Origin of the sequence: Proteus terrae, from assembly GCF_003144325.1 — a bacterium.
GTDB lineage: Bacteria > Pseudomonadota > Gammaproteobacteria > Enterobacterales > Enterobacteriaceae > Proteus > Proteus terrae.
Genome location: NZ_PENS01000024.1, coordinates 1 through 21,635 on the forward strand (window position 1 = coordinate 1; position 21,635 = coordinate 21,635).

Annotated in this window: 19 protein-coding genes and 1 riboswitch; of the genes, 10 read left to right on the forward strand and 9 right to left on the reverse strand. The window is 39.8% G+C overall.

The genetic code is table 11. The features are described from left to right. The first annotated feature begins 554 nt into the window (after window positions 1-554). Both purH and purD read left to right on the forward strand, forming a co-directional pair. Window positions 555-2,144 carry a bifunctional phosphoribosylaminoimidazolecarboxamide formyltransferase/IMP cyclohydrolase gene (gene purH / locus DK857_RS18235; RefSeq protein WP_109402937.1) on the forward strand — a complete coding sequence of 530 codons (1,590 nt, stop codon included), beginning with the start codon at window positions 555-557 and terminating at the stop codon, window positions 2,142-2,144. A 12-nt stretch (window positions 2,145-2,156) separates the two neighbouring features. Further along, window positions 2,157-3,446 (forward strand): phosphoribosylamine--glycine ligase, encoded by a 1,290-nt coding sequence (purD, locus tag DK857_RS18240; RefSeq protein WP_109402938.1) that lies wholly within the window; start codon window positions 2,157-2,159, stop codon window positions 3,444-3,446. A 24-nt stretch (window positions 3,447-3,470) separates the two neighbouring features. On the opposite strand, the gene DK857_RS18245 is transcribed toward purD, so the two are convergent. The 6 genes from DK857_RS18245 to nudC form a co-directional block, all read right to left on the reverse strand. Continuing rightward, complete coding sequence (locus tag DK857_RS18245) at window positions 3,471-4,133, reverse strand: DUF1481 domain-containing protein (protein ID WP_227003219.1); 663 nt, start codon at window positions 4,131-4,133, stop codon at window positions 3,471-3,473. Window positions 4,134-4,177: 44 nt separating this feature from the next. Beyond that, complete coding sequence (locus DK857_RS18250; protein WP_004246922.1) at window positions 4,178-4,450, reverse strand: HU family DNA-binding protein; 273 nt, start codon at window positions 4,448-4,450, stop codon at window positions 4,178-4,180. A 190-nt stretch (window positions 4,451-4,640) separates the two neighbouring features. Continuing rightward, window positions 4,641-5,231, reverse strand: coding sequence for a YjaG family protein (locus tag DK857_RS18255; protein WP_075673760.1), 591 nt, complete (start codon window positions 5,229-5,231; stop codon window positions 4,641-4,643). 74 nt (window positions 5,232-5,305) lie between these two features. Continuing rightward, complete coding sequence (gene nfi, locus DK857_RS18260) at window positions 5,306-5,974, reverse strand: deoxyribonuclease V (RefSeq protein WP_109402939.1); 669 nt, start codon at window positions 5,972-5,974, stop codon at window positions 5,306-5,308. After that, window positions 5,967-7,040 carry a uroporphyrinogen decarboxylase gene (gene hemE / locus DK857_RS18265; RefSeq protein WP_109402940.1) on the reverse strand — a complete coding sequence of 358 codons (1,074 nt, stop codon included), beginning with the start codon at window positions 7,038-7,040 and terminating at the stop codon, window positions 5,967-5,969. The genes nfi and hemE overlap by 8 nt, the downstream gene beginning before the upstream one ends. 89 nt (window positions 7,041-7,129) lie before the next feature. Next, the gene (gene nudC / locus DK857_RS18270; protein ID WP_098944038.1) at window positions 7,130-7,915 is read right to left on the reverse strand and encodes an NAD(+) diphosphatase; all 786 of its coding nucleotides are present in this window, start codon (window positions 7,913-7,915) and stop codon (window positions 7,130-7,132) included. A gap of 145 nt (window positions 7,916-8,060) precedes the next feature. Between nudC and DK857_RS19510 the strand changes: the two genes are divergently transcribed. The 8 genes from DK857_RS19510 to thiH all read left to right on the forward strand — a co-directional run bounded on the left by DK857_RS19510 (window position 8,061) and on the right by thiH (window position 14,471). Next, a complete protein-coding gene (locus DK857_RS19510) occupies window positions 8,061-8,195 on the forward strand; it encodes a hypothetical protein (protein ID WP_261247119.1) in 135 nt (44 codons plus the stop codon). Window positions 8,196-8,365: 170 nt separating this feature from the next. After that, window positions 8,366-8,566 carry a haloacid dehalogenase-like hydrolase gene (locus DK857_RS19445; RefSeq protein WP_234566563.1) on the forward strand — a complete coding sequence of 67 codons (201 nt, stop codon included), beginning with the start codon at window positions 8,366-8,368 and terminating at the stop codon, window positions 8,564-8,566. Between the two features lie 218 nt (window positions 8,567-8,784). After that, a riboswitch (TPP riboswitch) is annotated at window positions 8,785-8,907 on the forward strand. 141 nt (window positions 8,908-9,048) lie between these two features. Then, entirely contained in the window at window positions 9,049-11,001 is a 1,953-nt protein-coding gene (gene thiC, locus DK857_RS18280; protein WP_109402941.1) for a phosphomethylpyrimidine synthase ThiC, read from the forward strand. After that, entirely contained in the window at window positions 10,985-11,632 is a 648-nt protein-coding gene (gene thiE, locus DK857_RS18285; RefSeq protein WP_109395537.1) for a thiamine phosphate synthase, read from the forward strand. Before thiC ends, thiE begins: the two co-directional genes overlap by 17 nt. Continuing rightward, complete coding sequence (locus DK857_RS18290; protein ID WP_109402942.1) at window positions 11,626-12,375, forward strand: HesA/MoeB/ThiF family protein; 750 nt, start codon at window positions 11,626-11,628, stop codon at window positions 12,373-12,375. Before thiE ends, DK857_RS18290 begins: the two co-directional genes overlap by 7 nt. After that, window positions 12,372-12,572 (forward strand): sulfur carrier protein ThiS, encoded by a 201-nt coding sequence (gene thiS / locus DK857_RS18295; RefSeq protein ID WP_109395539.1) that lies wholly within the window; start codon window positions 12,372-12,374, stop codon window positions 12,570-12,572. The genes DK857_RS18290 and thiS overlap by 4 nt, the downstream gene beginning before the upstream one ends. A gap of 1 nt (window position 12,573) precedes the next feature. Next, complete coding sequence (locus DK857_RS18300; protein ID WP_109395540.1) at window positions 12,574-13,353, forward strand: thiazole synthase; 780 nt, start codon at window positions 12,574-12,576, stop codon at window positions 13,351-13,353. Further along, the gene (thiH, locus tag DK857_RS18305; protein WP_109402943.1) at window positions 13,353-14,471 is read left to right on the forward strand and encodes a 2-iminoacetate synthase ThiH; all 1,119 of its coding nucleotides are present in this window, start codon (window positions 13,353-13,355) and stop codon (window positions 14,469-14,471) included. The genes DK857_RS18300 and thiH overlap by 1 nt, the downstream gene beginning before the upstream one ends. A gap of 187 nt (window positions 14,472-14,658) precedes the next feature. Here the strand turns inward: thiH and DK857_RS18310 are convergent, their stop codons facing one another. The 3 genes from DK857_RS18310 to rpoC all read right to left on the reverse strand — a co-directional run bounded on the left by DK857_RS18310 (window position 14,659) and on the right by rpoC (window position 21,596). Next, entirely contained in the window at window positions 14,659-15,744 is a 1,086-nt protein-coding gene (locus tag DK857_RS18310) for an Rpn family recombination-promoting nuclease/putative transposase (RefSeq protein WP_109402944.1), read from the reverse strand. Window positions 15,745-15,934: 190 nt separating this feature from the next. Further along, complete coding sequence (locus DK857_RS18315; protein ID WP_109402945.1) at window positions 15,935-17,290, reverse strand: polysaccharide deacetylase family protein; 1,356 nt, start codon at window positions 17,288-17,290, stop codon at window positions 15,935-15,937. Window positions 17,291-17,369: 79 nt separating this feature from the next. After that, complete coding sequence (gene rpoC / locus DK857_RS18320) at window positions 17,370-21,596, reverse strand: DNA-directed RNA polymerase subunit beta' (RefSeq protein WP_109395544.1); 4,227 nt, start codon at window positions 21,594-21,596, stop codon at window positions 17,370-17,372. Window positions 21,597-21,635: the final 39 nt, after the last annotated feature.

Consider the following 21,635-nt stretch of genomic DNA (forward strand, 5'->3'; position numbering starts at 1 on the left):
TGTTGTTCACTCTTCAAGACTTGATACATCTAATATTTTAGAAGATATCGTCTCTGCGAGTGCCCACACAGATTGTCTGATAATTTGTTAAAGAGCAGTGCAACATTCGCTGCCGTTTCTGGTCTTCTGCGTTGTTGCGAGGAGGCGTATATTACGTTATTCCTCTGAAGAGTCAAGAGTTTTTTCAAATTTTTTCTTTCCTCTCTGTTCTCTCGGCTAACTCACTTAGCGTGGTTCGCCGTGACAACGAGGACGCATTATAGGGAGTTTTCTGAGGCTGGCAATAGTTTTTTTAAGAAAAAAAATCGTTTGCTTAATTCCACAGCAAACCCCCCACTTATACGCATTTATCAACAACCTTATCCACAGAGCACCTTTTTATATAAAATTAGCATGTCAAACGCAAACGTTTGCGTTATTATAGCGGTCGATTAAGTAAGATTGATTTTGTGTCCATCTTCTGAAATGTTAGTTAAGCAAACACAATTTCACTGTATTAATGTGATTTAACTTCACCATTACTACCGTTATACCAACCCCAAGGGATAAAACTCATGCAACATCTTCGTCCTATCCGCCGTGCACTTTTAAGTGTGTCTGATAAAGCAGGTATTTTAGAATTTGCTAAAGCACTTGTTGAAAGAAAAATAGAACTCTTATCTACAGGTGGAACCGCACGTCTATTAGCAGAAGCTGGCTTACCGGTTATTGAAGTCTCCGACTACACAGGCTTTCCAGAAATGATGGATGGCAGAGTGAAAACACTGCATCCTAAAGTACATGGTGGGATCCTAGGTCGTCGTGGACAAGATGATGCAATTATGGAAGAACATGAAATTCGTCCTATCGATATGGTCGTCGTAAATCTTTATCCTTTTGCTAAAACAGTCGCTCGTCCAGATTGCTCATTAACAGATGCTGTGGAGAATATCGATATTGGTGGACCAACAATGGTTCGCTCCGCGGCAAAAAATCATAAAGACGTTACGATTGTAGTAAATAGTAATGACTATGAAAGAGTGATTGAAGAAATGGATAATCACGAAAATAGCCTTACTTTAGATACACGCTTTGATTTGGCGATTAAAGCCTTTGAACACACAGCTGCTTATGACGGAATGATTGCTAACTACTTCGGCAAGAAGGTTGCACCTTATTATGGTGATACTTCACAACCATCAGGTACTTTCCCTCGTACCTTAAATCTGAACTATATAAAGAAACAAGATATGCGTTATGGTGAGAATGCTCACCAGCAAGCAGCTTTCTATATAGAAGAGAATATAGAAGAAGCATCTATTGCCACTGCAAACCAATTACAAGGCAAAGCACTTTCTTATAATAATATTGCTGATACTGATGCAGCATTAGAATGTGTGAAATCATTTTCCGAGCCTGCATGTGTTATTGTGAAACATGCAAACCCTTGCGGTGTTGCAATTGCGAACACGCTCGCACAAGCATATGACAATGCATTTAAAACTGATCCAACTTCTGCATTTGGTGGCATTATCGCATTCAATCGGCCATTAGATGCAAAAACAGCAAGTGCAATCATCGAACGTCAGTTTGTTGAAGTAATCATTGCCCCTTCTATTAATGGAGATGCATTACCAATTTTAGAAACTAAACCAAATGTTCGTGTATTAGCTTGTGGTCAATGGCAAGAAGCCAAACCAGCATTAGATTTCAAACGTGTTAATGGTGGGCTGTTAGTTCAAGATCGTGACTTAGGCATGGTAAAAGAAGAAAACTTAAGAGTGGTCACCCAACGTCAACCTAGTGAGCGTGAACTTAAAGATGCTCTCTTCTGCTGGAAAGTCGCCAAATTCGTAAAATCAAATGCCATTGTTTACGCTAAAAACGATATGACAATCGGTATTGGTGCAGGACAAATGAGCCGTGTGTACTCTGCAAAAATTGCAGGTATTAAAGCTGCTGATGAAGGTTTAGAAGTTGCAGGCTGTGCAATGGCATCAGACGCATTCTTCCCATTTAGAGATGGTATTGATGCAGCAGCACTTGCCGGCGTGACTTGTGTTATTCAACCTGGCGGCTCAATTCGTGACGATGAAGTGATCGCAGCTGCAAATGAGCATAACATCGCAATGATTTTCACCAATATGCGTCACTTCCGTCATTAATAAGGTATTGATATGAAGATTTTGATTATTGGTAATGGCGGTCGTGAACATGCTTTAGCCTGGAAAGCGGTTCAGTCGTCGCTTGCAACGCAGGTTTTTGTTGCGCCAGGTAATGCAGGCACTGCATTAGAAAGTGGTGTTGAGAATGTCGCTATCAGTGCAACAGATATTCCTGCATTAGTCGCATTTGCTCTCGAAAATAAAATTGATTTGACTATCGTGGGCCCTGAAGCACCACTGGTTATTGGTGTTGTAGATGCATTTAAAGAAGCGGGATTGACCATCTTTGGCCCAACAAAAGGAGCCGCGCAGTTAGAAGGCTCTAAAGCCTTCACAAAAGATTTTTTAGCTCGTCATAAAATTCCAACTGCGGATTATCAAAATTTCACAGAAATAGCACCTGCACTTGAGTACCTTAATAAAGTAGGCGCGCCGATTGTTATCAAAGCAGATGGTTTAGCCGCAGGTAAAGGCGTTATTGTTGCTATGACACAAGCTGAGGCTGAAGCCGCAATTAAAGATATGCTGGCTGGCAATGTTTTTGGTGATGCAGGTCATCGTATTGTTATCGAAGAATTTCTTGATGGCGAAGAAGCTAGCTTTATTGTGATGGTTGATGGTGAACACGTTATTCCAATGGCAACAAGCCAAGATCATAAGCGTGTTGGTGATGGAGATACTGGACCTAATACAGGGGGAATGGGAGCATATTCACCAGCACCTGTAGTTACACCAGAAATCCACCAGCAAGTAATGGAAAAAATCATTTATCCGACAGTAAAAGGAATGGCTTCTGAAGGCTATCGTTACCAAGGTTTCCTTTATGCAGGACTGATGATTGATAAACAAGGCATTGCTAAGGTTATTGAGTTTAACTGTCGTTTTGGTGATCCAGAAACTCAACCTATTATGATGCGTATGCAATCTGATTTAGTTGAGCTGTGTTTAGCTGGAGCAAAAGGTAACTTAAAAGATAAAGATTCCCTTTGGGATCCTCGTCCAGCTTTAGGGATTGTGATTGCAGCTGGCGGCTACCCTGAAGATTATCGTCAAGGTGATGTTATCAAAGGCTTAAAACCAACATCATCAACAACGGCAAAAGTATTTCAAGCAGGAACAACACTCAATGACAAAGGCGACGTTATCACTGCTGGCGGGCGAGTATTATGTGCGACCGCATTAGGTGATGATATCGAGCAGGCTCAACAAAATGCTTATGCCTTAGCGAAAGATATTCATTGGAATGGTAGTTTTTATCGCCATGATATCGGCTATCGAGCGATTGCGCGCTTAAAGAAATAAATTAACAACAGCAAAAGGGAGTGATCACAAGCTCTCTTTTGTTGGTTCCCATTTACAAAAATCGTGTTCTGCAACCATAAGTAGTTGCTTACCTTCTGGTGAATCAAGCCAAGCAACATAAGAAGGCTTACTTGAATTACGTGTTCTTGTTTTTAACCAACGTTGTTCTGGACCTTCAAATGAAACACTCACCTTCTCACCAGCACATGTTGTCATCGTATTTTGATACCAAATACCCTGTACTAAATTTACTTTCCCAATAGTAAGCGCTTCACTAATTTCACGCACTTTACTTGCAGCAAATACCATTCTTAAACGCTCATCTTCTGTCAATGCTCGTTTTTGCTTCTGGCTTTCTTGTTGCATGAAAATAACTTCACCTCGTTTATTTAAACGAAGATGCCAAGAGGAGGGATCATTTGGATTGATAACTTCAGAGCGGACTTGCCAAAGCTTATTTTGACGATACTCATAGAATGTGATGACAGTTTCTGGCTTTTTATAAAAGCTATAAACACTCATGATCACTTGAGGCTCTGACACTTTATTATTTAAACGCCATAGCCGGACAACACCTTCATCTGCAATATAACCTGTTGCAGAAAATTCAGGTAGTTGCACAGTAGAGGAGCAGGCGCTGAGCAAAAAAGCAGACCCTATTGCTAACAGCCCCTGTCGTTTCAACAAAAGGGGAGTAAATCCCCCTCTATTGTTCATTCCGTTCAAAGGAATTATTTTACTGCGTCTTTCAGTGCTTTACCGGCAGTAAATGCAGGAACGTTAGCTGCTGCAATTTTAATTTCTTTACCAGTTTGAGGGTTACGACCAGTACGCTCTGCACGGTGATTCACTTTGAATGTACCGAAACCAACTAACTGTACAGAATCGCCTTCTTTCAGAGCACCTGTTACTGAATCGATAAACGCTTCAATAGCAGCTTTTGCTTGAGTTTTTGTCAGATCCGCTTTTTCAGCAACTGATTCGGTTAATTCAGCTTTGTTCATAAAATAGTCCTTAAAGTATGTTTTATCGTTTGAAAAACATCTGGTGAAAAAACTTAACTTATCTTTTTAAGAGGATAAATTAAGTAAAACACCTGAGCCACTTCTTTTCGTACCCAATGTAGAACATACACAGGGGTGATGTGAAGTCTTTAAACGTCGCTTTTCAAGCACTAAATCACGTTTTTCTGATTTAGTGCGTTAATTCTATACCGATATTGCTCATTCCAGCTTCACGAAGGTCTGCACGTAGACCCTTGATCAGTTCGATATCTCTTTCTTCACATTCTACAAGTAGACGGTAAATTTCCCATTGGATATCGAACTCTTCAATAACAGCAGGTAGAGATCTAAGCTCTTCTTCGCTCATTTCTCTTTCTGCTTGTGTCATTTCAAGTGAAGCAACTGTCCCTACTGATAATTTGCTCACTTCAATAGCGTGACTTAATGATTCACCGCTTAAACGAGAGTGAACAATTTCACTAAGTGCAACACAAGCGTCAATCGCAGGATAGACACCATAAATCTCGAACTGAGATGCATCAGGAATAGCTTCTTCTAATTTCTCTAATTGAGAATCAAAATTAACCTTTGCATCTTTCACCGTTAAAGTTTCCCAAACCAGATCGAGAATACGGCGATAAAGCATTGGATCGGTAAATCCTGTTTCACGACAAAATACCTGATAATTTGGGTACATTCTCTCACACAGGCACGCCATAAACGTCAGATGTTGCCAAGCTTCCAGCTTTTCTAAACGTAAATGGATTGGGTTCTTCAACATTCGTGATTACTCATTTTCTTAACTTAGGCGCAGTTTACCTGAAAATTAAAAATATCCACATATTTCCCGGTCATTTAGAGCTTATTCTTATTCAACTGCTCAAATAATCGCCTATTTGAAGCAATACCATCAGCCCAACGTGTAGGTTCTGGCAATCGATATCCTTTCATACACAACTCAACCCACTGCAAAGCGCCATTCATACTCACTTTATGACCCGGAGAAATATACAGGGGTTTACATTTTTTCTTACTGCGATAAATCCACCCTATTTGCTCATTTTTATCCATTAACGGCTCATGACTTCCCATCTCTTCATTGACGTCTTTATCAATGCCACATAAACGACTTTTTGCCACGCCAATAGTAGGCGTATCCACTAATAAACCAAAATGACTTGCGACACCAAGCCTTCTAGGATGAGCAATACCTTGTCCATCGACAAAAATAAGTGAAGGCTTTTGTTTGATTAGTTGCCAAGCAGTCAGTAATGCAGGGCACTCTCTAAACGAAAGTAAACCAGGAATATAAGGGAGGGTTGTAGGTATTCGCGCAATTTGATATTCAAGAATTTCAAAAGAAGGGTAATGCATTATCACAATGGCGGCGCGAGTAACTGCGCCACCTTCTTCAAAACCAACATCAGCACCTGCTATGTAAGTTGGTGCTGTAAATTGGTCCGTTAAAATAATCTGTTGAGCTTTTTCTGTCTGCTCCTGACGCAATTGCTGGGTATTAATCATTATCCTGATGATAAGGCTTCGATAAACGGTGAACCGCATCAATAAATGCACCAGCATGTTCTGGTGGAACATCTTGATGAATACCGTGCCCAAGATTAAAGACATGACCGTTACCTTTACCAAACCCAGCAAGAATAGTTTCGACTTCTTGCTCTATTCGGGCAGGCGGTGCATACAGCATAGAAGGATCCATGTTGCCTTGTAACGCAACTTTATCCCCTACTCGACGACGTGCATCTTCAATATCAATCGTCCAATCTAGCCCTAATGCATCACAACCTGTTGCTGCCATTGCTTCTAACCAACGACCGCCACCTTTAGTAAATAAGGTTACAGGAACTTTTCTTCCATCGTATTCGCGAATAAGACCATCAACAATCTTATGCATGTAGTGTAATGAGAAAAGTTGGTAATCACGCCCTGTTAGCACACCACCCCATGTATCAAAGATCATAATGGATTGTGCACCCGCTTTAATTTGAGCATTCAAATAAAGGATAACGCTATCTGCGAGTTTATCCAGTAATAGATGTAGTGCTTGAGGCTCTGAATACATCATTTTTTTAATTTTTGTGAAGGCCTTACTACTTCCACCTTCAACCATATAGGTTGCCAGCGTCCAAGGGCTTCCCGAAAAACCAATTAATGGCACACTACCTTGCAATGCATGACGAATGGCACGTACTGCATTCATCACATATCCCAGTTCATCTTCAGGATCAGGAATAGGTAGCTTTTTAATATCATCAAGACTATTTATTGGTGATTTAAAACGAGGGCCTTCACCTGTTTCAAAGTAAAGACCCAATCCCATTGCATCTGGAATAGTTAAAATATCAGAAAATAAAATAGCAGCATCTAAAGGAAAGCGTCTTAAAGGCTGTAATGTCACTTCACAAGCCAATTCGGTGTTCTTGCACAATGAGATGAAATCCCCCGCCTGTGCCCGTGTTTCCTTATATTCAGGAAGATATCTGCCTGCCTGACGCATCATCCAAACTGGGGTGACATCAACAGATTGGCGCAACAGCGCACGTAAATAGCGGTCGTTTTTCAACTCACTCATGACTAACTCCATTAACAGTAATAGGGCCGCAAAAATAGCAGGCATTGTAACATGCTGGAAAAATAACTGTTGGCAGACAGCGCCTTTATTTAGTTCTTTTCTTTATCTTGTCTAATATTGGCTATCGTATCTTCTATCAAGCGTCGAGCAATAGTATCTGGCGGTGGGATCTGCGGTAATTGATCGTAACGATACCAAGCTGCACTCGTTAATTCAGAAGGATCGTGGCGTAGTTCACCACCATCATAGTCAGCTAAAAAGCCCATCATTAAGGAGTGAGGGAATGGCCAAGGCTGAGAGGATACATAGCGAATATTACGAATACGAATATTACTCTCTTCAAACACTTCACGGGCTACGGCTTCTTCTAAGGTTTCACCCACCTCAACAAAACCAGCAAGTACAGTATAAAGAGGTGAATGTTTATGCCTAACATGATGTGCTAATAAGATTTTATCTTCATGACGAATCCCCACAATAATACAAGGGGCAATTTGCGGATAATAGCGTTCATGGCAGTTATCGCATAAACATGCCCATTCACTCTCGCTATGGCGCATTTTAGAACCACAGTAACCACAAAAACGGTGAGAACGATAAAACTCAGCCAGTTGAACGCCACGACCAACTAACTTAAATAAGTTTTCATCTTGTGAAGCAATAAGCCTTGGTGAACACATGTCGTTATCCATTTTTCCATGAATAAGCCAAACAGTTTCACCTTGCCATTCACCAACAATTTTGGCGTGCTGACCAATGAGATCCCAATCTTTAGCTAAGCCAAACGGAAGTTCGCCTTTAGGTAACCATACTCGGCCACCAAGACTGACTGTCCACCAGCCCTTTTCTGACCCTGATAATGTATATAAATGCATAACGACCATTCTATCCAAAATAATGATATAGAGTAGAGGATACTCTTTTTAGCAAGAACCACTCAATGAATTATGACTATCTTCTATAATTCATTAAAATCCTTAAATATAAATATAAATTTCATTAATAATAAGAAGCGTTAGAATGACAGATAAAGCAAAAAACAAAATTGCTATTTTTGATCTAGATGAAACACTTTTAGCAGGAGATTCTAGTCGCTTATGGACAAACTATTTGTGGGATAAAAATATAGTTACAGATCCTCATTTTTTAAACTAGATGAACAAATGTTCGCAGACTATTACGCTGAAAAACCAGATATAAACCAATATCTTTTTCAACATCTAACATATTTTAAAAATTATAATATAGATTAGATAAATCATTGGGTTAATGACTTCACTGAAATAAGAATTCAGCCTCTACCTTACCCACAAGGAATATCAATAATTACACAATATCGACAGCAAAACATTCCCGTTATAATTATTTTAGCAACAGTGTCCTTTCTAGTTCATGCTATTGCAAAGCAACTCAATGCGGACGTTTCAATGGGTATTGATATGCAAATTAAAGACAATCATTACACTGGATTTATTGAAGGGATTCCTACATTTAGAGAAGGAAAAGTTGAGCATTTAAATCAATAGAAAGGAGCCAATAACATTAATAATGTTTATATTTATTTCTATACTGATTCATCTAATGATCTCCCATTATGTTACCAAGCAGGCCATGTTATCGCGGTTAATGCAGATAAAAAATTAACTCTAGTTTCAGATGAAAAAGCGTGGGAACAACAACATTGGGATTTAAATAAATAACCCATGTCGGACTTGTAGTTTTTAAAATCTTTCATATACTGGACGTCTTCTTGTCGGAGTGCCTAGTGTTTATAAGGCTATTATAAACACAGGCTGAGACCGTTAATTCGGGATCCGCGGAACCTGATCGGGTTAATACCCGCGAAGGGAACAAGAGTGATTCGACCTTTTGATAGCTTCATTGCGTATATTTTTTACACACTTATATACACCTATCTGTCGATACTCCCTGCGACCTCCAGACAAGCATTTTTCTCAATATTCACCCGACAGGCAATTAGCCTGCATGATATTTATTAGGAAATGCTATGTCCCAAAATCAAACTATATCCGTTAAAGATATTTCAGCAACAAGCAACAAACATCGCCCACGAAAAGAGCAGCGTGATGCAGCTCAAGAGTTTATCAGCACTATTCAAGGTGTCAGTTTCCCAAATTCAAACCGTATTTACCTCGAAGGATCACGTACTGATATTCAAGTACCAATGCGTGAGATCCAACTTGATAAAACACTAGTAGGAGGATCAAAAGATTCCCCTATTTTTGAAGATAATGAACCTGTACCTGTGTATGACACATCAGGCCCTTATGGCGATCCTGATTCTCAACTTGACGTTAATCTTGGATTAAAAAAAATACGCCAACCATGGATTGATGAGCGCAATGATACTGAAGCACTTTCTCTTTTAAGTTCGGATTTCACCCAACAGCGCCTTGCCGACGCTGGATTAGAACATCTGCGTTTTCCTTTAAAGCCAAGCCCTAAAAAAGCGTTAAATGGAAAGAGTGTGACGCAATTGCATTATGCTCGCCAAGGTATTATTACACCTGAAATGGAGTTTATCGCTATTCGTGAGAATATGGGCCGAGAGAGAATTCGTAGCGAAGTTTTACGTCAACAGCATGCAGGATTCAGCTTTGGTGCACATCTTCCTGACAATATTACCCCTGAATTTGTACGCCAAGAAGTTGCTGCAGGCCGAGCTATCATTCCTGCCAATATCAATCACCCTGAATCAGAACCGATGATTATTGGGCGTAATTTCTTAGTGAAAGTGAATGCCAATATCGGAAACTCTTCTGTAACCTCCTCCATTGAAGAAGAAGTTGAAAAACTGATTTGGTCTACACGCTGGGGGGCAGATACCGTAATGGATCTCTCAACAGGCCGTTATATTCATGAAACGCGTGAGTGGATCATTCGTAACAGCCCCGTTCCTATCGGTACAGTTCCAATTTATCAAGCGCTTGAGAAAGTTAACGGTATTGCTGAAGATCTCACTTGGGAAATGTTCCGAGATACCTTGCTTGAACAAGCCGAGCAAGGCGTTGATTACTTTACTATTCATGCAGGCGTATTGTTACGTTATGTACCAATGACGGCAAAACGCCTAACGGGTATTGTGTCTCGTGGCGGTTCGATAATGGCTAAATGGTGTTTATCACATCATAAAGAAAATTTCCTCTACGAACATTTCCGTGAAATCTGTGAAATTTGCACAGCTTATGATGTTTCCCTTTCTCTAGGCGATGGATTGAGACCGGGTTCAATTCAAGATGCAAATGATGAAGCACAATTTTCTGAATTACATACCTTAGGTGAACTGACAAAAATTGCATGGGAATATGACGTTCAAGTCATGATAGAAGGCCCTGGTCATGTTCCAATGCAGATGATCCGTCGCAATATGACAGAAGAATTAGAGCATTGTCATGAAGCACCATTTTATACATTAGGTCCTCTTACTACAGACATTGCACCAGGTTACGATCACTTCACATCAGGTATTGGTGCAGCAATGATTGGCTGGTTTGGTTGTGCAATGCTCTGTTATGTTACCCCTAAAGAGCATCTAGGTTTACCTAACAAAGAAGATGTAAAACAAGGGCTTATTACTTATAAAATTGCTGCTCATGCCGCCGACTTAGCCAAAGGACATCCAGGAGCTCAAATTCGTGATAATGCAATGTCAAAAGCTCGCTTTGAGTTTAGATGGGAAGATCAATTTAATTTAGCTCTTGATCCTGAAACCGCACGCCAATATCACGATGAAACCTTGCCCCAAGCATCAGGAAAAGTCGCTCATTTCTGCTCAATGTGTGGCCCTAAATTCTGCTCAATGAAAATAACACAAGAAGTACGCGATTATGCGGCTGGCATGGAGCAAATGTCTCAAGCTTTTAAAGAGCATGGAAGTGAGTTATACCACAGTGCAGAAATCGCCAGTGTTGAGGTGACTGAAAATGAACAGATCCTCTAACCCCCCCTTTGCATCAACAGAAAAAAAACTTGGGCTTTACCCTGTTGTTGATTCTGTTGAATGGATCGAACGCCTGTTAAAAACAGGCGTTACCACCCTGCAATTACGCATAAAAGATAAACAACCAAACGATGTTGAACAAGAGATCGTTGAAGCAATAAAACTAGGTAAACAGTATCACGCAAGACTGTTTATTAATGACTATTGGCAACTGGCTATTAAACATCACGCCTACGGTGTTCATCTTGGCCAAGAAGATCTCGATATTGCGGATCTTGATGCCATAAAAAAAGCAGGGTTACGCCTTGGTATTTCTACTCATGATGAAACGGAATTACAAAGAGCGAAAGCATTGCGTCCATCTTACATCGCATTAGGACATATCTTTCCAACGACAACTAAAGATATGCCATCCAAACCCCAAGGTTTGGATGCGCTGAAACATCAAGTAGAGCAGACACCTAATTTTCCAACTGTTGCTATTGGTGGGATCTCGCTAGAGAGAGTACCTGATGTTGTTGCAACTGGTGTCGGTAGTGTTGCCTTAGTCAGTGCAATAACAAAAGCGCCAGATTGGCAACAAGTAACACGTAAATTATTAGAATTAGTGGAGGGAAAACCATCATGCTAAATGATAATGATTTTATGCGTTATAGCCGACAAGTGATGTTAGAAGATATTGGCTTAGAGGGTCAAAATAAACTTCAACAAGCAAGAGTACTGATTGTTGGACTTGGTGGATTAGGCTCTCCTGCATCACTTTATCTTGCTGGTGCAGGTATTGGGGAGCTTATTTTAGTTGATGATGATGAGTTGCATGTTTCTAATCTACAACGTCAAATTCTTTATCGAACTCAAGATATTCCTAATGCAAAATCAGAGGTTGCAAGGCAGTCTCTGCTCGCATTAAATCCAGAGATAAAAATTACCTCTTATAAACAACGTATTGATGATGACTCATTATCTAAATTAGTTAAAGAGGCTGATTTAGTCTTAGATTGCACAGATAACATGCTCACACGCCAAGCGATTAATCGTGCTTGTGTTGCGCAGCAAACTCCGCTTATCAGTGGCAGTGCCGTAGGGTTTAGTGGCCAACTTACGGTGTTTGAACCTCCTTTTACGCATGGCTGCTATCACTGCCTCTATCCAGATCAAACCGAACCACAACGCAATTGTAGAACAGCCGGAATTTTAGGTCCTGTTGTGGGTGTGATTGGTACACTTCAGGCACTTGAGGCAATTAAATTGCTCTCTGGCTTACCTTGTACTCTAAGTGGAAAACTTCGCCTTTTCGATGGTAGAAAACAAAATTGGAGTACTTTGCGTTTAGCACCATCAAAAACATGTCCTGTTTGTCGGGGGGTAGTATGAACATTACCGTAAATGACGAACAATATTCTCTGGATATGCCTGTCACTATTTGTCAGCTCCTTATTCAGCTAGAGCAACCACCAATTGGTATTGCACTTGCCATCAATGAAACCATTGTTCCCCGTGACAACTGGGAAACACATTTTATTAATGATGGCGATACTATTCTTCTCTTCCAAGCAATTGCAGGGGGCTGATATGTTAAAAATTGCTGATACAACATTCACATCGAGACTTTTTACAGGCACAGGGAAATTTGCAACACCAACGTTAATGACGGAAGCCATTAAGGCTTCGGGTAGCCAATTAGTTACAATGGCAATGAAGCGAGTGGATTTAAAAAATGGTAATGATGATTTAATCGCACCACTTAAATCATTAGGGGTAAAATTACTACCTAATACATCCGGTGCAAAAACAGCACAAGAAGCTGTTTTTGCGGCTCGTTTAGCCAAAGAAGCTTTTGGCACTCATTGGGTAAAATTAGAAATTCATCCTGATACCAAATATTTATTACCCGACCCTATTGAAACACTTAAAGCCGCTGAAATCCTCGTTAAAGAAGGTTTTGTTGTTTTACCTTATTGTAGTGCTGATCCTGTTTTGTGTCGTCGCTTAGAAGAAGTTGGTTGTGCAGCCGTAATGCCTTTAGGTTCTCCTATTGGTTCAAATCAAGGTTTACAGACTCGTGATTTTCTACGGATTATTATTGAACAAGCCTCAATACCTGTTGTTGTTGATGCAGGGATTGGTGCACCAAGCCACGCACTTGAAGCTTTAGAGTTAGGTGCAGATGCAGTCTTAGTGAATACCGCAATTGCTGTTGCTAAAAATCCTGTTTTAATGGCACAAGCATTTAAAGTAGCGCTTGATGCAGGCGAGCTTGCTCGACAATCAGGACTTGCCATCCCCGCTTCAATTGTGAATATGCAAGCACAAGCCTCTAGCCCATTAACCCAATACTTAGGGGCGTTCTAATGGAAACATTTTCGGATTATTGGCAACAACTCGACTGGGATGACATTACATTAAAACTCAATAGTAAAACCAATACGGATGTTGAAGCCGCATTAAATCGCCATACACTTACACTTGATGATTTTATGGCGTTAATTTCGCCTGCAGGTCGGCATTACTTAGAGCCTATGGCTCAACGCGCTCAAAAACTTACTCGACAACGTTTTGGTAATATTGTGGGATTATATGTTCCACTCTATCTTTCTAATTTATGTGCAAATGACTGTACTTATTGTGGCTTTTCAATGAGTAATGCCATTAAACGCAAAACATTAGATGAAAGTGAGATCATTGCCGAATGTAATAGCATCAGACAATTAGGCTTTGATAGCCTGTTATTAGTAACTGGAGAACATCAAAGAAAAGTGGGTATGGATTATTTTCGCCAATATATCCCTCTTATTCGAGAGAATTTCAGTTCATTAATGATGGAGGTTCAACCTCTTGCAACAGAAGAGTATGCAGAATTAAAAACACTGGGTATTGATGGTGTCATGGTTTATCAAGAAACCTATCATGAACCAACTTATCAGCTTCATCATCTAAAAGGTAAAAAACAAGATTTTCATTGGCGACTACAAACACCTGATAGATTAGGGCAAGCAGGGATTGATAAAATTGGTTTAGGTGCATTGATTGGTCTTTCAAGTCAATGGCGTAGCGATTGTTATATGGTGGCAGAACATCTTTCGTTCTTACAAAAGCGCTATTGGAAAAGTCGTTACTCTATCTCTTTTCCTCGTTTACGTCCTTGTGCTGGTGGACTTAGCCCTGCTTCAGTAATGAGTGAAGCGGAGTTAGTTCAGTTGATCTGTGCTTTTCGCATTTTAGCACCTGATGTTGAACTTTCACTTTCAACGCGTGAATCTCCATATTTTCGCGATAACACAGTACCGTTAGCAATTAATAATATTAGTGCAGGATCTAAAACTCAGCCCGGTGGATATTCTGATAGCCATGAAGAATTAGAGCAATTTTCGCCTAATGATAATCGTCATGTAAATGATGTTATTAACGTATTAAAAGAGCGAGGATTACAACCAGTATGGAAAGATTGGGATAATTATTTGGGTCGTTAATTAAAATTCAAATAATATAAAACCGCCTTTAATTTATTTAATTAAAAATCATAAAGGCGGTTTTTATTAAATGATTTAATAAAAGTAACATGTAATAAATTTAAAATGATTAAAAAAAATAAAATAGTATAAACAATATATTAGAATACTTTTAATTTAACATTATATAAAACAGATAGTTTAATTATTATACTGTTAATTCTTCAATTTCTTGAATAGTTAAACCGGATATTTTTTCGATAAATAAAAGATCAAAATTCTCTTTTAATAAGTTTTGAGCTAATTCCATTTGTACTATTTTTTTACCGATTTCAATGCCTTCTGTTTTGCCTAACTCAACGCCTTTAACTTTTCCTATTTCAATGCCTTTAGCTTTTCCAATCTCAATACCTACATTCTTACCTAATTCAATACCTACATTCTTACCTAATTCAATACCTACATTTTTGCCCAGTTCGATCCCCTCCTTTTTGCCTATTTCAAACCCTTCGCTTACACCTAAATTAAATCCTTTATTTTCTAATCTCCAAGCTATATTCATAATCACCTCTTTGTGGTTATCTACTTGTTCAACTATCTTATTTAAAATGAACTCAAAGTCTGATGCGTCCATAATTGAGAATAAATATTCTACAACAGCAATCGTGTCTTCATCTCTGCAGTTTTTCTGATTTATTGCTTTTGATAGAAGTATTGCAATCTCATTAATATCATGACAACTATTAACATGCTTCATCGCAATTTCCATTACCGCCGCTTTTTTATGTGTCAGTAAAATATCATCATCAATTGAGGTCAAATCAATTAAAGAGAAACTATTAGAATAAAGTTTATTAGCAAGTGAATTAAGCGGAAAGCATGACATCCAATTAACAGGAAAAGGATAAGGTTTTTTCTCTCCATGATAAAACAGAATGGGAACAACGAGAGGTAAAGATTTATAACCTTGCTGTAAATGTTGATTCATAGTGTAAAACGCATAATTCATCATACGCCAAGCTATCATTTTATCTGGCTTAGATTGATGTTCTATCAGTAAATAAATAGAGATATCACCCTCTTTGGTTTTCACTAAATATAAAATATCAGACATACGAGAACGTAAGTTAATATCGATAAAAGCAGAATTTTGTAATTGTAACGTTGAAAAATCACAATGGCTTTTTAAGTCCTCAGGTAAATGGACAAAGAAAAAGTCTTTCGCATTACTCACATTCATCATAAAACGTTTAAATGCAGAATCATAAGAAGATATGGATATAGATTTTTTCATAACTAGCTCCATGCTGAATTTGGATTGCTAGCTTACAGAAAAAAATAAATTTTTATCACTAAAAAATAATCATAATCATCTGAAAAATATAAGTTATTTATTGATCTTAACTGAATAAGTAATAGAGAAATAAAAAATACCTTCAATAAATATCAAAGGTATTTTTTAAGATTATAAATTTTCTTTTTAATTATTTATCAACAACAATATTTTTATTAACCACTTCATATTCATCATTACCCACCATCCTCGCAAATTTCTCAATGGGATCTGTGCTCAAAGCATAAAGTCGTTTTAGAGCGAAAGGTGGATCACCTAAACGAACTTTTCCTTGCTGAGTCGTCACCGCCAATGTCATACCCGACGTTTTGACGGCATTGATTGCTCTTTGATTATATCCACCGAAAGGATATGCAAAGGCATATTGATGTGGATTTAATAACCGCAATACACGTTGTGAACGTTGCAAATCCAATATAATTGTGTGGGATTGGCGACTAAAGATAATAGGTTTTTTATTATTATCTAAACGATGTAAAAAATGGGAGTGTGATTGAATATCAAAAACATCACGACTCGATTTAAGTGACTGCCAACTCATAAATTGCAATGAATTAGGTGTCCACTTAGCTGTTTCAGATTTTATTCGTGAAGAGATAACAAATAATGTTGCTCGTTGGCCATTTTCTTTTAAAAGAGGATAAGCATAGCGATAAACAGACTGCAAACCATCATCAAATGTTAATGCAACAGCTCGACCCGGTAAATTGACACTTTTATTTAAATAGCCTGCAACTTGATTTAGTGAAAGTGTTTCATATCCCGCATCTTTTAAATAATTCATCTGCTCTGTAAATGCAGTTAATGATGTTGTCGTTGATGTATGGCGAAAATTGTGGTTTTCCGTTTCTTTGAGAATATGATGATAGGTGAGTACGGGTATCCCTAAATCAGGCTTTACATTTCTTGATGAAATATAACCTAAGCGGCCGCCTAAAGAAATTTCAAACCAATTGATTTTATTTCCATCAGCGTCTTCTTTTATTGTGCGTGATAACACAGGGTAACGTAAGTTGGATAAAAGTATTGCTATTTGTGAGCTAGCAATATCTTTATCACTATAGATGGGGGTATTTTTTGTCGTAATTAAATATTCGTAGATAGGATAATCTGTTTTCTTCGTGCTATCTGATAAGAAACGTGTTTTCTTTTCGGGTTTAATAGAAGCAATATCTTCAAAATAGCCATCTTCTAAATAACCTGCTTCAAGATAACCTTGAGCATTTCCAAATTGTATTCTGTAGTAATCGCCCTCCACTACTGATGCATAAAAACCTTGGTTAGGGCAAAGCTCTGCAACAGGTCGTAATTTATCTCCCACAAATGCATATAGTGTTTTTTGTTGGCGCAGTTGCATCAATGTTGTAATGGGCGTTTTTAAATCCCATTGAGCTTCTGTTGGAATACCTCGTTCATAAGGTGCTGCGGAAACAAATTCAGTAAAAATAAAGCATAGAATAATCAAACTATTAGTTATTATTCTCATCATTTCGCCTACTTATGTAGAACAGAAACAAAAAATGCCCTCACAATGGAGGGCATTTCAATCTAATTTAAATTAGATTTTAGTCTTTTAATCCACCGAAACCAGCATTCAGTAATTCAGCTAAGTTAGCAGATGCTTCATCAGCACTGATTGTTGTTTCAGTTTCATCTGTCGGCAGTTGTGATTGACGACGCTTCATACGATCTTGGTGATACGCATATCCAGTACCAGCTGGGATCAAGCGACCAACAATAACGTTTTCTTTCAAGCCACGTAACTCATCACGTTTACCTGCTACTGCAGCTTCCGTCAGAACACGAGTTGTTTCTTGGAACGATGCAGCAGAGATGAAGGATTCAGTTGCCAGAGATGCTTTCGTGATACCTAACAGGTCACGAGCATACGTTGCTGGTACTTTGCCATCATCTTCCAGAACACGGTTTGATACTTTAACGCGGGCGTATTCAACCTGTTCACCTTCGAGGAACTCAGAGCTTCCTGCGTTCTCAATGGTAACTTTACGTAGCATCTGACGAACGATAACTTCGATGTGTTTATCGTTAATCTTAACGCCTTGTAAACGGTAAACTTCCTGTACTTCGTTAGTGATATAGCGAGTAACCGCATGAACACCACGTAAGCGCAGAATGTCGTGTGGTGATTCTGGACCATCGGAGATAACATCACCGCGTTCCACAACCTCACCCTCGAATACGTTAAGCTGACGCCATTTAGGGATCATCTCTTCGTATGCATCGCTACCGTCTAATGGAGAAATAACTAGACGACGTTTACCTTTAGTCTCTTTACCGAACGAAACAATACCGCTGATTTCAGCAAGGATTGCAGGCTCTTTCGGACGACGAGCTTCAAATAGGTCAGCAACGCGTGGCAGACCACCGGTGATATCTTTAGTACCGCCAGATTCTTGTGGAATACGCGCTAAAGTGTCACCTGCGTTAATTGTAATGCCATCGTCTAACTGAACAATTGCTTTACCTGGCAGGAAGTACTGTGCTGGCATATCAGTATTCGGGATTAATACGTCATTACCTTGTGCATCAGTGATGCGCAATGCTGGACGTAAATCTTTACCGCTACCTGTACGCTCTGCTGAATCCAGAACAACCAGTGAAGAAAGACCTGTTAATTCATCTGTTTGACGTGTGATAGTTTGACCATCAACCATGTCAGCAAAACGGATGATACCAGATACTTCACTCACAACTGGCATTGTATGTGGATCCCAGTTAGCAACAGTTTCGCCACCGTTAACTGCTTCGCCATCACCTTTCGCTAATTGAGCACCGTAAGGTACTTTATAGCTTTCTTTCGTACGACCGAATTCGTCAATTAAACGTAATTCAGTGTTACGAGAAGTGATAACTAATTTACCAGCAGTATTAGTAATGAACTTCGCATTGAACAGCTTCAAAGTACCTTTGTTACGTACTTGAATGCTAGATTCTGCTGCCGCACGAGATGCCGCACCACCGATATGGAACGTACGCATCGTTAACTGTGTACCTGGTTCACCGATTGACTGTGCCGCGATAACACCGATAGCTTCACCTTTGTTGATGATATGACCACGAGCAAGGTCACGACCATAACATTTCGCACACACACCAAAGTCTGTATTACAGGTTACAACTGAACGTACTTTCACGCTGTCAACGGAGTTTTCTTCTAACAGATCACACAGTTTTTCGTTTAACAGAGTATTACGTGGAACAAGAATATCGGCAGTGCCTGGTTTCAGAATATCTTCTGCAGCCACCCGACCTAATACACGTTCACGCAGTGGTTCTTTAACATCACCACCTTCGATAACCGGAGTCATCATAACACCTTCGGTTGTACCACAGTCGTCTTCTGTTACGACTAAGTCTTGTGCAACGTCAACTAAACGACGAGTCAAGTAACCGGAGTTTGCTGTTTTCAGTGCGGTATCCGCAAGACCTTTACGAGCACCGTGGGTTGAGATGAAGTACTGGAGTACGTTCAGACCTTCACGGAAGTTCGCTGTGATTGGTGTCTCGATGATTGAGCCATCTGGCTTAGCCATCAGACCACGCATACCTGCTAACTGACGGATCTGAGCTGCAGAACCACGAGCACCGGAGTCAGCCATCATAAAGATGCTGTTGAAAGATACTTGTTGTTCTTCTTCACCATTACGGTTAATAACGGTTTCAGTAGACAGGTTTTCCATCATCGCTTTTGCTACGCGCTCATTCGCCGCAGCCCAAATATCGATAACTTTGTTGTAACGTTCGCCCGCTGTTACCAGACCGGATTGGAACTGTTCCTGAATTTCTGCAACTTCAGCTTCTGCTTCTGCAATGATCTCTGCTTTTTTAGCAGGGATAACCATGTCATCGATACCTACTGAAGCACCTGAACGTGCTGCGTAAGCAAAACCGGTATACATGATTTGGTCAGCAAAAATAACTGTTGGCTTCAAGCCTAATACGCGATAACAGGTATTAAGCATTTTAGAAATTGCTTTCTTACCTAATGGTTGGTTAACCAGCGCGTAAGGTAGACCTTTTGGTACGATCATCCATAAAATAGCTCGACCGATAGTTGTGTCTTTTAAGCTAGTTTCAGTGGTGATGTTACCTTCGCCATCTTTGATCTCTTCAGTGATACGTACTTTAACGCGTGCGTGTAAAGAGGCTAAACCTGCGCGATAAACGCGTTCAGCTTCTTTAGGGCCACTTAACACCATGCCTTCACCTTTGGCATTGATGCAGTCACGAGTCATGTAGTAAAGACCTAATACAACGTCCTGTGAAGGAACGATGATTGGGTCACCACTTGCTGGAGACAGAATATTGTTTGTTGACATCATCAGTGCACGAGCTTCTAACTGTGCTTCTAATGTCAATGGTACGTGAACCGCCATTTGGTCACCATCGAAGTCGGCGTTATATGCCGCACAAACGAGTGGGTGTAACTGAATAGCTTTACCTTCGATAAGGATTGGTTCAAATGCCTGAATACCTAAACGGTGAAGTGTTGGTGCACGGTTTAGCATCACTGGGTGTTCGCGGATAACTTCATCTAAGATATCCCAAACAACCGCTTCTTCACGCTCAACCATTTTTTTAGCGGCTTTAATTGTTGTCGCTAAACCACGAGTTTCCAGTTTTCCATAAATAAATGGTTTGAATAACTCAAGAGCCATTTTCTTCGGCAGGCCACACTGATGCAGACGCAGGTATGGACCAACAGTGATTACAGAACGACCAGAATAGTCAACACGTTTACCTAACAGGTTTTGACGGAAACGACCTTGTTTACCTTTGATCATATCAGCCAAAGATTTCAGAGGACGTTTGTTTGAACCCGTAATCGCACGACCACGACGACCGTTGTCTAATAACGCATCCACAGACTCTTGTAACATACGTTTTTCGTTACGTACGATAATGTCTGGTGCTGCTAAATCAAGCAGGCGTTTTAAACGGTTGTTACGGTTGATCACACGACGATATAAATCGTTCAGGTCTGAAGTCGCAAAACGACCGCCATCAAGTGGAACCAGTGGACGTAAGTCTGGTGGTAACACAGGCAGTACAGTTAAGATCATCCATTCAGGTTTATTGCCTGATTGCATGAATGCTTCAAGTAACTTGATACGTTTAGTCAGTTTCTTACGTTTAGTTTCAGAGTTAGTTTCATTTAACTCTTCACGCAGCGTTTCACACTCTTGTTCCAGATCCATGCTCTGTAGCAGGTTCTGAACAGCTTCTGCACCCATCTTCGCATCGAATTCGTCACCAAACTCTTCTAATGCATCAAGATATTGCTCTTCTGTTAAGATTTGTCCGCGCTCAAGGCTAGTCATCCCGCCTTCAACAACAACGTAAGATTCAAAATACAGTACACGTTCAATATCGCGCAGTGGCATATCCAGCAGCAGACCGATACGGGACGGCAGTGATTTCAAGAACCAAATGTGAGCAACTGGAGAAGCTAATTCGATGTGACCCATACGTTCACGACGAACTTTAGTTTGTGTAACTTCAACGCCACACTTCTCACAGATAACACCACGGTGTTTTAAACGTTTGTATTTACCACACAAACATTCGTAATCTTTTACTGGTCCGAAAATACGGGCACAGAAAAGACCGTCACGTTCTGGTTTGAACGTACGGTAGTTAATTGTTTCTGGCTTTTTAACTTCACCAAATGACCATGAACGGATCATATCAGGTGATGCCAGAGCAATTTTGATCGCATCAAACTCTTCGGTCTTGGTTTGCGCTTTCAGAAACTTTAATAAGTCTTTCACGAAATGGCTCCTGTCGGAGTTAGACCTGCCAGGCAAATG